We start from the raw sequence: 13,150 nt of genomic DNA, 5'->3' as shown, positions 1-13,150 counted from the left end.
ATGAAGCAGCGCAACGACATCATCCCGGCCTGGGGCGCCTGGCCAGCGGGTGAGGGACAGGTGCGCTTCGCGCTCTGGGCACCGGACGCAACGCGCGTGGAGGTGGTCTTCGACGACGGCACGCGCAGCGCGCTGCAGGCCGGGCAGGACGGGTTCTTCGCCGCCACCCTGGCCTGCGCGGCCACCGCGCGTTATCGCTACAGCGTGGATGGCGGCGAGCCGGTACCCGACCCGGCCTCGCGCTGGCAGCCCGATGGCGTGCACGGCCCCAGCGCGGTGCAGCCCACCGACAGCTATCGCTGGAGCAACACGCAGTGGCAGGGCCGTCCATGGGACGAGGCGGTGATCTACGAACTGCACGTGGGCACCTGCGGCGGCTATGCCGGCGTGCAGGCGCAATTGCCGCAGCTGGCGGCAATGGGCATCACCGCGATCGAACTGATGCCGTTGAGCGCGTTTCCCGGTGCGCATAACTGGGGCTACGACGGCGTGCTGCCGTATGCGCCGGCCGACGCCTATGGCACCCCGGACGAACTGAAGGCATTGATCGATGCCGCGCACGGCTACGGCCTGATGGTGTTGCTGGATGTGGTCTACAACCACTTCGGCCCGGACGGCAATTATCTGCACAGCTATGCGGCCCCGTTCTTCAACGAGGACAAGCCCACGCCCTGGGGCGCGGCGATCGATTTCCGCAAGCCGCAGGTGCAGCGTTACTTTCTCGACAATGCGTTGATGTGGCTGCACGAATACGGCTTCGACGGCCTGCGCCTGGATGCGGTGCATGCGATCACCCCGAACGCCTTCCTGGATACCTTGCGGCAGACCGTGCAGGCCAGCCTGCCGGCCGGCCGCCACGTGCATCTGGTGCTGGAAAACGAGGCCAACCAGGCCTCGCAGCTGCAGCGCGGCTATACCGCGCAGTGGGACGACGATTTCCACAATGCACTGCATGTGCTGTTGACCGGCGAAGCCGAAGGCTATTACGCCGCCTTCGCCGACAAGCCCACCGAGCACCTAGCGCGCGTGCTCGGCGAAGGCTTTGCGTATCAGGGCGAGCCTGATCCGCGTGGGCATGTGCGCGGCGAGCCGAGCGGGGCGCTGCCGCCGCACAAGTTCGTGGTGTTTGCGCAGAACCACGACCAGATCGGCAACCGCGCGCGTGGCGAGCGGCTGACCGTGCTGGTCTCGCCGCAACGCCTGCGCGCAGCGCTGGCGTTGACCGCGTTGACGCCGATGATCCCGCTGTTCTTCATGGGCGAGCCATGGGGCGCGAAGCAGCCGTTCCTGTTCTTCACCGACTTCGGTCCGCCGCTGGATGACGCGGTGCGCGAAGGGCGGCGTCGCGAGTTCGCGCATTTCGCCGCATTCGCCGACGAAGCGCAGCGCGCCACCATTCCCGACCCCAACAGCCACGCCACCTTCGCCGCTTCGCGCTCGCCGATTGACGATGCCGCGCACGGCGACGGCGCGCAGTGGGCAGCGTGGTTCACCGCGCTGCTGGGCGTGCGTCGGCAGTGGCTGGTGCCCGGCCTTGCCGAGGCGCGCGCGGTACGCGCCAGCGTGCTGGCCGAGGGCGCACTCACCGCCACCTGGGAACTGCCGGATGGCCTGTGGCATATCGCCTTCAACGTCGGCAGCGCGGCCGTTCCGCTGCCGCCACTGCGCGGGCGGGTGGCATTTGCCGAAAACGTCGATGCCTCCGCGCAGCAGTTGCCGGTCGACGGTTTCATCGCCTGGCACGAGGACCGCACATGAGCACCAACACCCTGCACACCCTGGCCGCGGCAGCCGGGGTGATGGTGGATTGGGTGGATGCCAGCGACCAGCCGCGGCAGGTGTCCGAGCAGTCGGTGCAGGCAGTGCTGACCGCCCTGCAATTTCCGTCGGCCACTGCCGCACAACGCGAAGACAGCCTGCGGCGCTGCCAGGCGCAGGCAGCCGAACCGGCAGCGCTGCTCACCGTGCAGGTGGGCGAGCCGCTGCCGTTGCGCGTTGCCGCCAATGCCAGTGGCCGCTGGACCGATGACAGCGGCGCCAGCGAACCGGCGAGTGCGGATGCGCAGGGGCAGTTGCTGGCACCACAGCGCTATGGCTACTGGACGCTGCAGATCGGTGCGCTGACCCAGCAGGTAGCGGTTGCGCCGCAACGCTGCTTCAGCGTGGCCGACGCCTGCGCGCAGCCGTCGCCGCGTGCCTGGGGCATGGCGTTGCAGGTGTATTCGGCCTGCAGCCTCGATGACGGCGGTATCGGCGATGCTGCCGGCGCTGTGGAATGGCTGCGGCACGCAGCGCTGGCCGGCGCCGATGCGCTGGCGTTGAGCCCGGTGCACGCCTCGCGACCGGTCACCGGCGGTTACAGCCCGTACTCGCCCAGCGACCGACGCTTTTTCGATCCCCTGCATGCCGCACCGGTCCGCGTGCTGGGCGAGCTGGCGCTGGAGGCCATCGACGAAGTGGCAGGCCTGCGCCAGCGGTTCGATACGCTGCACACCAACGCATTGATCGATTGGCCAGCCTCGGCGCAGGCCAAGTGGGAACTGTTGCGCCATCTGCATACGCGCGTGGCGCCGGACCATGCCGACCTGCTCGCCTTCCGCACGGAAGGCGGCGCGGCGCTGGACGGCTTCGCACGGTTCGCCGCCAAGGATTTCGGCGACAACGATCCGCAGCTGCATGTGTTCACCCAATGGCTGGCGGCGCGCAGCTGGTCCGATGCGCAGCGCGAAGCGCACGAGCGCGGCATGAAGATCGGGTTGATCGCCGATCTGGCGGTCGGCTTCGATCCCAATGGCGCCGAAGCCGCAGCGGCTGCAGACACCGTGCTGCGTGGCCTGGTGCTGGGCGCGCCACCGGATGCCTTCAATGCCGACGGTCAGCATTGGGGCATCGGTGCGTATTCGCCCACCGCATTGCGGCGTAGCGGGTTTGCGCCGTACATCGCACTGCTGCGCGCGGTGCTGCGCGATCGCGGCGGGATCCGCATCGATCACATTCTTGGCCTGCTACGGCTGTGGGTGGTGCCCGACGGCGCCAGCTCCAACGAAGGCGCCTATCTGGCGTATCCGTTGCACGACCTGCTCAATCTGCTGGCGCTGGAATCGTGGCGTCACCGCGCCATTGTCATTGGCGAGGATCTGGGCGTGGTGCCGCCGGGCATCCGCGAAGAACTCTCGCGGCGCGGGGTGATGGGCATCGATGTGCTGATGTTCACCCGCGACGACGACGGCGCCTTCGTGTCGCCGGCGTTATGGCGGCCGGATGCGGTGGCCACCACCACCACGCACGACCTGCCCACACTGACCGGCTGGCGCGAAGGCCGCGATATCGACTGGCGACGCAGGCTGGAGCTGATCCAGCCCGCGCAGGCCAAGGACGATGCCACGGCCCGCACCCAGGACGTCGCGCGGCTGGACGCGGCGGTCGAACACACCGGACTCAGCGCGGCGGACGACCCGCTGCTGGGTGCGCTGCGCTTCACTGCCAGCAGCGTCTCGCCGCTGGCCCTGCTGCCAGTAGAAGACGCACTGGCGCTGGACGAACAACCCAATCTGCCGGGCACCGTCGAAGTCCATCCCAACTGGCGTCGACGCCTGCCCGATCCCTTGCCGCATGCGCGCCTGACCACGGCGCTGCAGGGCTTTGCCGAGGCGCGTCGCGTCGCGGCCGTTTCGGAACCACAGCCATGATCGAGCTTCGCGCCACCGCCCGCCTGCAGCTGCATGCCGGCTTCACCCTGCACGATGCGCTCGCGCAGGTGCCGTACTACGCCGGCCTTGGCATCAGCCATCTCTACCTGTCGCCGATCGGTACCGCGGTGCCGGGCTCCACGCACGGCTACGACAATATCGACCCGACCGTGGTCAATCCCGAGCTCGGCGGCGAAGACGCGCTCGTCGCCCTGTCGCAGGCCGCGCGCGAACACGGCATGGGCCTGATCGCCGACATCGTGCCCAATCACATGGCCACCCACGCGCAAAACGCCTGGTGGTGGGACGTGTTGCGCCACGGCCGCAGCGCCAGGCATGCCGACTGGTTCGACATCGACTGGCGCGCGCCTGGCCGCGATGGAAAGTTGTGGCTGGCCGTGCTGGACCGCCCGTACGCCACCGCGCTGGCCGAAGGCCTGATCACCCTGGTGATCGAAGACGACGGCAGCGCGGCACTGGCGCATTACGACCAACGCTATCCCATCCGCCCGCAGACGCTGGAGATCCCGGAAGCATCTGCACGGGCGCAATGGCTGCGCGACTACAACGACGGCGCCAAGCGTGGCGATGGCCGCCTGCACAAGTTGATCGAACGCCAACCGTACCGGTTGAACTGGTGGCGCGTGGGCAACGACATGCTCAATTACCGCCGCTTCTTCGACATCACCTCGCTGGTGGCGTTGCGGGTGGAGTTGCCGGCGGTGTTCGACGCGGTGCATGCGCTGCCGCTGCGGTTGGTGGCCGAAGGGCATCTGGACGGCCTGCGCATCGATCATGTGGACGGGCTCACCGACCCCACCGGTTATGTGCGCAAGCTGCGCAGCCGGCTGGATGCGGCCGGGCGCACGCGTGGGCTCAAGCCCGGCACGCTGGGCCTGTATCTGGAAAAGATCCTGGCCCCCGGCGAGCACCTGCCGGCGGACTGGCCCTGCGATGGCACCACCGGTTACGACTTCATGGACCAGGTCGGCGGCGTGCTGCACGACGCGGCCGGTTTCAAGCCGCTGGCGCGTGCCTGGCAACGCGTGAGCGGACGCAGCGACGACTTTGCGCAGGAAGAACGCGTGGCCCGCGACGAAATCCTGCGCGGCCCGCTGCAGACCGAATTCAATCGCGCGGTGGGCGCGTTGTCGGCATTGGCGCACCTGGACCCGCCCACGCGCGAGTTCAGCCCGCAGATGCTGGCACGCGGCCTGTGTGTGCTGCTGCGCTGGTTCCCGGTGTATCGCACCTATGCCGGCACCCAGGGCATCACCGGCAGCGAGGCGGAGCGCCTGCGCGCCACTGCCGCGCGTGCCCGCGAAGGCATGCCCGAGGCAATCGTGGCGGCTGTGGACGCCATCGAGCGCTGGTTGCTGGACGATGCCGGCGCCGACCGCGCGCAGATCGCCTTGCGCCGCATCCTGCGTCGTCGGGTGGAGCAGCTGTCGGCACCGCTCAACGCCAAGGCCGTGGAAGACACCGCGTTCTACCGGCATGGCGTGCTGTTGTCGCGCAACGAGGTCGGCAGCCACCCGATCCACTTCGCCAACGAGGCCGCCGAATTCCACGCGCAGAATCAAGAACGCGCCAGGCACTACCCGCGCGCGCTGCTGGCCACTGCCACCCACGATCACAAGCGTGGCGAAGACCTGCGCATGCGGCTGGCGGTGCTGTCCGAGCAGCCGAAGTGGTGGGCCGAGCAGAGCACCCAGTTCGACGCCCTGGCCGAGACGCTGGAATCGCCGGCGCTGGCCGGTGGCGACCAGCACATGCTGTGGCAGACGCTGGTAGCGGCCTGGCCCATCGGGCTGGGCGCCGACCAGGCGGAGCCGCTTGCTGCCTATGCCGAGCGCGTGGCGCAGTGGCTGCTCAAGGCGGTGCGCGAAGCCAAGTTGCATACCAGCTGGACCGACGGCTCTGCCGAGTACGAACAGGCCGTGCAGGCTACCGTGGAGCAGGTGCTGACCAGCCGCGCCGGGTTGCCGCTACGCCGCGCGCTGCTACGTGCCAGCAACCATATCGCGGCGGCTGGTGCGCGCAATTCGCTGGTGCAGACCACCTTGCGCCTGACCGTGCCCGGCGTGCCCGACCTGTATCAGGGCACCGAGGGCTGGGACCTGTCGCTGGTGGACCCGGACAACCGCCGCCCGGTCGATTATGCGCAGCGTCAGCGCTGGCTGGAGCAGGCACGCGACTTCACTACCTTGCTGCGCAGCTGGCGCGATGGCGCAGTCAAGGCGCGTCTGACCGCCGTGCTGCTGCAGCTGCGCGGCGAACATCCGGCGCTGTTTGCGAAGGGCGATTACCAACCCTTGAGCATTGCGGCCGGTGGCGATGCGCAGGTGCTGGCATTCCGTCGTCAGTACCGCAGCCAGTCGTTGGTGGTGGCCGTCACCCGGCTGGGCGCAGGCATCCACAGCGACGGCGACCTACCGTTGCTGGTGCCGCCGGCCAGCTGGGGTCAGGCGTCGTTGGCATTGCCGGAAGCCACATACCGTAATGTGCTCGACGGCAGCACGCTGCAGCCGCAGCGCGGCCGCGTGGCGATGTCCACGGTCTTTGCACGTGCGCCGGTGGCAGTGTTGTTGACCCCATAAACGACCCGAGGCAAATGTACGCAATGAATGACACGGAACGGCAAGCGCGGCTTCGCCAGTTGGCACAGGAGATCTGGGAGGCCGAAGGCCGCCCGGACGGGCATGCGGACCGCCACTGGGCCATGGCCGAGCGGCTGGTGGATGCCGAAGAACGCGCGGCCGAGCAGGCCGCCGAGCACGCGGCCACGCCGATCACTGCGCGCCAGTAACACCGTCTCTGCCACCTTGCATGGGCCGTGCCGTGCGCCCATGCAGGCGTGCACAGCCCGGCGCAGCCGCACACCGCGCACTGTCTTGAGTTCACCGTTCTAAGGAGTCACCGATGGCCACTCGCAAGTTCACTCAGCGCTCGCGCATCCGCGAAGGCCGTCCCAACCCGCTCGGCGCCACCTGGGATGGTCTGGGCGTGAATTTTGCGCTGTATTCGCGCAACGCCACGCGCGTGGAATTGTGCCTGTTCGACGAGCGTGGCCGCGAGCAGGAACGCCTTGCCCTGCCCGAGTACACCGACGAGGTCTGGCACGGTTATCTGCCCGATGCGCGACCCGGCCAGTTGTACGGCTACCGCGTGCATGGTCCATACGCGCCCGAGGCCGGGCATCGCTTCAACCACAACAAGCTGCTGCTGGACCCGTATGCCAAGCAGATCGTCGGCGAACTCAAATGGGCGCCGCACCTGTTCGGCTACACCATCGGTCATCGCGACAAGGACCTGAGCTTCGATCGCCGCGACAGTGCTGCGTTCATGCCCAAGTCCGCAGTGATCGATCCGGCCTTCACCTGGGGCCAGGACCGCCCACCGCAGACGCCGTGGAATCGCACGGTGATCTACGAGGCGCACGTGCGTGGGCTGAGCATGCTGCACCCGGCGGTGCCGCCGGAAGAACGCGGCACCTTTTCCGCATTGAAGACCGATGAACTGATCGACCATATCAGCTCGCTCGGCGTCACTGCGGTGGAACTGCTGCCCGTCCACGCATTCGTCGACGACCAGTACCTGCTGGAAAAAGGCCTGCGCAATTACTGGGGCTACAACACGCTCGGGTTCTTTGCGCCGCAGGGCCGCTACATGTCCACGCGCACCGTGGCCGAGTTCAAGCAGATGGTGGCGCGGCTGCATCACGCCGGCCTGGAAGTGCTGCTGGACGTAGTCTACAACCACACCGCCGAAGGCAACGAACTGGGGCCGACGCTGTCGTTCAAGGGCATCGACAACGCCAGCTACTACCGCCTGGCCGACGATCGCCGCTTCTACATCAACGACACCGGCACCGGGAACACCTTCGATCTGACCAACGTCGGCGCGCTGCGCATGGTGATGGATTCGTTGCGTTACTGGGTGCAGGAAATGCATGTCGATGGTTTCCGCTTCGACCTGGCTACCATCCTCGGGCGCGAGCGTTACGGCTTCGATCCGTCGGGCAGCTTTCTCGATGCGGTGCGCCAGGACCCGGTGCTGAGCCAGACCAAGCTGATTTCCGAGCCCTGGGATATCGGCCCGGGCGGCTACCAGGTCGGCAATTTCCCGCCGGGCTGGGTGGAATGGAACGACAAGTTCCGCGACAACGTGCGCGCGTTCTGGCGTGGCGATGGCGGGCAGCTGGCCGAGCTGGCCACGCGCCTGACCGGCTCGGCCGACCTGTTCAACCATAGCGGCCGCCGCCCCACTGCCTCGGTCAACTTCGTCACTGCGCACGATGGTTTCACCCTGCGCGATCTGGTCAGTTACGAGGGCAAGCACAACCTGGCCAATGGCGAGGAGGGCAGGGACGGCAGCGACCACAACATCTCGGCCAATTACGGTGTCGAGGGCGAGACCAACGACCCGGCGATCAAGCAGCTGCGTCGTCAGCAGATGCGCAACCTGCTCGCCACCTTGTTGCTGTCGCAAGGCACGCCGATGCTGCTGGCCGGCGATGAGTTCGGCCACAGCCAGAACGGCAACAATAACGCGTATTGCCAGGACAACGAGCTGACCTGGATCGACTGGACCGCAGCGACCAAGGCAGCGGCGGCCGACCAGGCCGCGTTCGTGCGTCGCTTGATCCGCATCCGTCAGCGTTATCCGTTGCTGCATCGCGCACGTTTCTTCGACGGCAAGTTCGACGAAGCACTGGGCCTGAAGGATCTCACCTGGCTGGCGCCCAACGGCACCGAGATGGACGAGGCCGGCTGGCACGACCCGGAAGCGCGCGCATTGATGCTGCGCCTGGATGGGCGCTCGCCAACCACCGGCCTGCGCGAGATTGCCGCCAACGTTACCTTGCTGATGCTGATCAATGCGGCATCCACCACTGTGTCGTTCACGCTGCCGGCCATGCACGACGAACACTGGCGCGTGCTGGTCGATACCGCACGTCATGGCGGCCGCGTGGTTGCCGGCGGCAGCGAATGGAAGGCGCCGGCGCACTCGTTGACCTTGCTCGCGGTGGAGCGCGACCGCATCGCCAGCAGTGCGCGCATCGTCTCCGAGGGCGCACGCTGATGGCAGGAGCGCACTGATGGATGTGTTGTTGGCAGGGGCGACCGGTCTGGTCGGTAAACAGGTCTTGCAGCTGCTGCTCGCCGATGCGCGCTGCACGGGCGTGGTGGCGTTGACGCGTCGGCCACTGACGCAGATCCACCCCAAGTTGCGTAACCAGGTGATCGACTTCGAGCGCCTGGAGCATTGGACCGCACCGCGCATGGAGGCGGCCATCTGCGCGCTGGGCAGCACCATGAAGCAGGCCGGCTCGCGCGAGGCGTTCTACCGCATCGATCACGATTACCCCCTGGCGCTGGCGCGTGCTGCCTGCGCGCAAGGCACCTCGGTATTCGTGTTGAATTCGGCGGCCGGCGCCGATGCGCACTCGCGGATTTTCTACAACCGCGTCAAGGGCGAACTGGAGCGCGATCTGCGCACTATCGGCTTTCCCTCGCTGACCTTCGTGCGGCCCGGGCTGATCGGCGGCGAGCGCGAAGAACGCCGCACCGGCGAGCATATCGGCAGCCTGGTGCTGGGCGCGCTTGGCCCGCTGCTGCCACGCCGCTATCGCATCAACCCGGCCGAATGCATCGCCGCGGCGATGGTGGGCGCCGCGCTGGCGCCGGCGCGTGGGGAGCATAGCGTCGAGGCGGCGGAGTTGGTCGGCTGACGCGGCGTCGTTGCGAGGCAGTCGGATGGAGAGTTGGTTGTCCGCTGTTTGGTAGGAGCGCGCTGGCGCGCGATGAGGCGTTACCGAGACAGCCTCATCGCGCGCCAGCGCGCTCCCACAGGTGTACGGGCAGCGGCGCCTTCGCCGGCGCAGCCCGGCCTACACGCCCAACGCCTGACTGCGATCCACCGTCCGTAGCTGCAGGTTGCCACTGTGCGTCGCATAGAGCGCAGGTGCCTGCCGTTCGTAGGAGCGCGCCCGAGCGCGACGAGGCGTTACCGGTAGAGCCTCGTCGCGCGCAGGCACGCTCCTACAGGTGTACGGGCAGCGGCATCTTCGCCGGCGCAGCCCGGCCTACACGCCCAGAGCCTGTCTGCGATCCACCGACCGTAGCTGCAGGTTGCCACTGTGCGTCGCATGGAGCGCAGGTGCCTGCCGTTCGTAGGAGCGCGCCCGAGCGCGACGAGGCGTTACCGGTAGAGCCTCGTCGCGCGCAGGCACGCTCCTACGGGTGTACGGGCAGCGGCATCTTTGCCGGCGCAGCCCGGCCTACACGCCCAACGCCTGGCCGCCATCAACCGCCAGCACCTGCCCGGTGATCCAGCACGCTTGTGGCGATGCCAGAAACAACGCGGCATCGGCAATGTGCTGCACCTGCCCGAATCCGCCGAATGGGATGCTGTCGCGAATGCGTGCATACAGTTCCGGCTCTTCATCGCGGCGGCGTGCCCATAAGCCTTCGGGGAATTCGATGGAACCCGGTGCGATCGCATTGACGCGGATGCGTTCGCGCGCAAGTTCGGCGGCGAGCGTGGTGGTGTAGTAATTGAGCGCCGCCTTTGCGGTGGAATAGGCGATGGCCCGCGGTGTCGGGCGCTGGGCGTTGATCGAGCTGATGTTGAGGATCACCGCTGCATCGCTGCTGCGCAGATACGGCAGTGCGGCGCGATTGCAGCGCACTGCCGCCATCAGGTCGACCTCCAGCCCCGCCTGCCAGCTGGCGTCGTCGTTGCCGTGCCCGTAGCCGGATGCGTTGTTGATCACCACGTCCAGGCCACCCAGCGCCTGCGCCGCTGTCTGCACGTACGTCTGGATCTGTGCAGCGTCGGCGAGATCGCAGGGCAGGGTATGCACCGGCGCGCCGTGGGCTGCCAAGGTCTTAGCCGCCTGCGCCAAGCCATCTGCGTTGCGCGCGCAGATCGACACCTGGGCGCCGCTGCGCACGAACGCCTCGGCGATCGCCAGGCCGATGCCGCGGCTACCACCGGCGATCAACACGCGTTGCGCACGGTGTGCAGAAAGAGACATGGCGTTCCTCAGTTCGTAAAACCCCAATTATCAAACAGCTGGGTAGCGACATGGTCGACGCGTGTGCCTGTCATCGGATATTCGGACACGCGAGGCTTCAGTGGGTCAGGCACTCAGCAGACTGCAAGGCGCTGTCCACGTCGTTGGAGGGTCATGCGCCCGACACCACAAGGTGCTTGGCTTCTTGTTGACCCAAGCACCCAACAAGAATGGCGCCGGTGCATTACCAGCGCCAGCACAGAATCGAGATCACTCCAAAATCCACCAGCAACAGCAACAGCAACAGCAACAGCAACAGCAACAGCAACAGCAACAGCAACAGCACCCGACACTCTTCCGTGCAGCTGCACCGCCACGCAGAAAACTGCGGCCTCGCCGGCTACCCCGGGCACTGCGCAGCGCAGGCCAAACCCATCGTCTGCAGCCCGCATCGGCAGCGCCGATTGCAGTGGCGGCCGCTGTCATCTCACTGCCATCTGCAACACGCGTGGCCTGCGCTACAAGCCTCATCACTGCTGGCGATGAGCTCATGCCTTTCCGGCCGCTCGCCGCTAACAGTTTGTTTACACAACCACGCCGCGCTGCGGGCACAACGTGCGGGTCATTCAGTGGGGAGTTGCACATGGAAACCCATATCACCGTCATCGGCGCCGGCTTCTGCGGCACCGCGCTGGTCCGTGCACTGGCGCAGACGGCCGACGCGCAGGTGCGCATCACCCTGGTCGGCGTCACCGAGACCTTCGGCAGCGGGATCGCCTATGGCGCGGCGCGACCGGAACATCTGCTCAACGTGCGTGCCAAGGATCTGGGCATCGACGCGCAGGCACCCGGGGCCTTCGCCGATACCCTGCATCTGGGCGAGAGCGGGCGGCTGGAATTCCTGCCGCGCCTTGCCTACGGCGACTATCTCCGCAGCGAGCTGGACGCGGCCGTCAGCGGTGCGCAGGCATCGGTGATGCGGTTGTCGCAGGAAGCGGTGGCGGTGGAGCGCGCGCGTCGCGGTTTTCGTGTGTTTCTTGCAAACGGCGACGCCTTCCATAGCGACCGCGTGGTGCTGGCGGTCGGTGCGCTGCAGCCGCAGGCGCTGGCCGGTATCGGCCCGCGTCTGAGCGTGCATGCGCGGTACATCGGCTGGCCGTGGCAGGGCGATGCATTGTCGCGGCTGGGGCCGGACGATGACGTGCTGATCGTGGGCACGGGGTTGACCATGGTGGATGTGGCGTTGACCCTGCACGCACGCGGGCACCGCGGCCGCATGCTGGCGATTTCGCGCCGTGGATTGGCCCCGCAGGCGCATCTGCGTCAGCCCGGCGCGCCGCTGGAATTGCCGCCGCATCTGCAGCGCGCGCTCAAGGATGCGGATCTGCGCGGGCTGCTGCGCGGTGTACGACAGCTCAGCGCGGTGGTGGACGATTGGCGTCGCGTGGTGGATGCACTGCGCCCGCATCTGCAGCCGCTGTGGCAGCGGCTGGCGCTGGCGCAGCGTGCACGCTTCCTGCGGCATCTTCGCCCCTATTGGGAAGTGGCGCGGCATCGCGTCGCGCCGGGAGCGGCCGAGCACTTGCAGCAGTTGCAGGCTTCCGGCCAATTGCAGATCGTCGCGGCGCGGCTGCTGCGTGCGCGCTGGGTACCCGATGGCGTGGAGGCGGTGATCCGTCCGCGTGCGGCTGCCGATGCGCAGACGCAACGCTTCGATGCGGTGATCCGCGCTACCGGTCTGGACACCGATATCGACCGTACCAGCGACCCACTGATTGCCGGTATGCGCGAAGCCGGCCTGTTGCGCGCCGATCCGCTGGGCCTGGGGGTGGACACCGATGCGCAACTGCGCGTGCGCGATGGCGCGGGGCAGATCGTGCAGGGGCTGTATTGCGTGGGTCCGTTATTGCGTGGGCGCTATTGGGAAATCACCGCGGTGCCGGAGTTGCGCGTGGCCACGCGTGCATTGGCCGAGCGCTTGTTGTTGGGCGCGATGCCGGCGTTACAGCCAGAGCCGGAGCCACTGCCGAGGGAGGTAAATGCGCGCTTGTAGGTGGCATTACCCTCACCCTGATTCCTTTCCCGACGGGAGAGCGGCTCTGAATCCTTCTCCCATCGGGACAAGGTGGCGCGTCAGCGCCGGATGAGGGGACGCGCGCAGCCTCGTGCAGCTGGACGAGGCGAACAGCTGCGCTTCTTGCCGTCATCCCAATTCCTCTGCCGACGGGAGAGGGACCTTGTCGCGCCTTCCATCGGGAACCCGAGTTTGGTTGGTGCGAGCTACTCACTGTGCTGTGCAGAAGTAAGCTCCTTGCGTGATGCTCCCAACGTCTGCCGTTAGCAACAAGCATGTTCGATCGCCCATCAGCAGCCTCTGCGCGCGCAGGCATAGCCCGCATCCCGCAATCTCGCCTCGACTTCGCCAAGCAGCGCAATCATG

General features: G+C 67.3%; 8 protein-coding genes. 7 read left to right on the top strand and 1 reads right to left on the bottom strand.

The annotated features are described in order from the left end of the window. The 6 genes from treZ (at position 1) to FHY18_RS13205 (ending at position 9,423) form a co-directional block, all read left to right on the top strand. Positions 1 to 1,758 carry a malto-oligosyltrehalose trehalohydrolase gene (gene treZ / locus FHY18_RS13230; RefSeq protein WP_259155875.1) on the top strand — a complete coding sequence of 586 codons (1,758 nt, stop codon included), beginning with the start codon at positions 1 to 3 and terminating at the stop codon, positions 1,756 to 1,758. After that, positions 1,755 to 3,689, top strand: a complete 1,935-nt coding sequence (locus FHY18_RS13225) for a 4-alpha-glucanotransferase (RefSeq protein WP_259155874.1) — start codon at positions 1,755 to 1,757, stop codon at positions 3,687 to 3,689. Before treZ ends, FHY18_RS13225 begins: the two co-directional genes overlap by 4 nt. Then, entirely contained in the window at positions 3,686 to 6,289 is a 2,604-nt protein-coding gene (gene treY / locus FHY18_RS13220) for a malto-oligosyltrehalose synthase (RefSeq protein WP_259155873.1), read from the top strand. The genes FHY18_RS13225 and treY overlap by 4 nt, the downstream gene beginning before the upstream one ends. 23 nt (positions 6,290 to 6,312) lie before the next feature. Beyond that, positions 6,313 to 6,498, top strand: coding sequence for a DUF2934 domain-containing protein (locus FHY18_RS13215; protein ID WP_039424237.1), 186 nt, complete (start codon positions 6,313 to 6,315; stop codon positions 6,496 to 6,498). A 113-nt stretch (positions 6,499 to 6,611) separates the two neighbouring features. Continuing rightward, the gene (glgX, locus tag FHY18_RS13210) at positions 6,612 to 8,774 is read left to right on the top strand and encodes a glycogen debranching protein GlgX (protein ID WP_259155870.1); all 2,163 of its coding nucleotides are present in this window, start codon (positions 6,612 to 6,614) and stop codon (positions 8,772 to 8,774) included. Between the two features lie 16 nt (positions 8,775 to 8,790). Continuing rightward, positions 8,791 to 9,423 carry an NAD-dependent epimerase/dehydratase family protein gene (locus tag FHY18_RS13205; protein WP_259155869.1) on the top strand — a complete coding sequence of 211 codons (633 nt, stop codon included), beginning with the start codon at positions 8,791 to 8,793 and terminating at the stop codon, positions 9,421 to 9,423. A gap of 549 nt (positions 9,424 to 9,972) precedes the next feature. Here FHY18_RS13205 and FHY18_RS13200 read toward each other — a convergent pair. Continuing rightward, positions 9,973 to 10,731, bottom strand: a complete 759-nt coding sequence (locus tag FHY18_RS13200; protein ID WP_259155868.1) for an SDR family NAD(P)-dependent oxidoreductase — start codon at positions 10,729 to 10,731, stop codon at positions 9,973 to 9,975. A 622-nt stretch (positions 10,732 to 11,353) separates the two neighbouring features. Here FHY18_RS13200 and FHY18_RS13195 point away from each other — a divergent pair. Beyond that, positions 11,354 to 12,763: an FAD/NAD(P)-binding protein gene (locus FHY18_RS13195; RefSeq protein ID WP_259155863.1), complete on the top strand. Its 1,410-nt coding sequence runs from the start codon at positions 11,354 to 11,356 to the stop codon at positions 12,761 to 12,763. The last annotated feature ends 387 nt before the right edge of the window (positions 12,764 to 13,150 follow it).

This window comes from Xanthomonas sp. 3793, from assembly GCF_024806835.1.
Lineage (GTDB): Bacteria > Pseudomonadota > Gammaproteobacteria > Xanthomonadales > Xanthomonadaceae > Xanthomonas > Xanthomonas arboricola_F.
Note: the sequence above shows the minus strand (reverse complement) of the source record. Positions and strands in the feature narration are given on the sequence as shown.

What these genes read in the sequence shown, in the direction of transcription:
- FHY18_RS13195 (WP_259155863.1), top strand. Translation starts at nt 11,354, where the DNA reads ATGGAAACCCATATCACCGTCATCGGCGCCGGCTTCTGCGGCACCGCG.
- FHY18_RS13215 (WP_039424237.1), top strand. Translation starts at nt 6,313, where the DNA reads ATGAATGACACGGAACGGCAAGCGCGGCTTCGCCAGTTGGCACAGGAG.
- FHY18_RS13225 (WP_259155874.1), top strand. Translation starts at nt 1,755, where the DNA reads ATGAGCACCAACACCCTGCACACCCTGGCCGCGGCAGCCGGGGTGATG.
- FHY18_RS13200 (WP_259155868.1), bottom strand. Translation starts at nt 10,731, where the DNA reads ATGTCTCTTTCTGCACACCGTGCGCAACGCGTGTTGATCGCCGGTGGT.
- treZ (WP_259155875.1), top strand. Translation starts at nt 1, where the DNA reads ATGAAGCAGCGCAACGACATCATCCCGGCCTGGGGCGCCTGGCCAGCG.
- glgX (WP_259155870.1), top strand. Translation starts at nt 6,612, where the DNA reads ATGGCCACTCGCAAGTTCACTCAGCGCTCGCGCATCCGCGAAGGCCGT.
- FHY18_RS13205 (WP_259155869.1), top strand. Translation starts at nt 8,791, where the DNA reads ATGGATGTGTTGTTGGCAGGGGCGACCGGTCTGGTCGGTAAACAGGTC.
- treY (WP_259155873.1), top strand. Translation starts at nt 3,686, where the DNA reads ATGATCGAGCTTCGCGCCACCGCCCGCCTGCAGCTGCATGCCGGCTTC.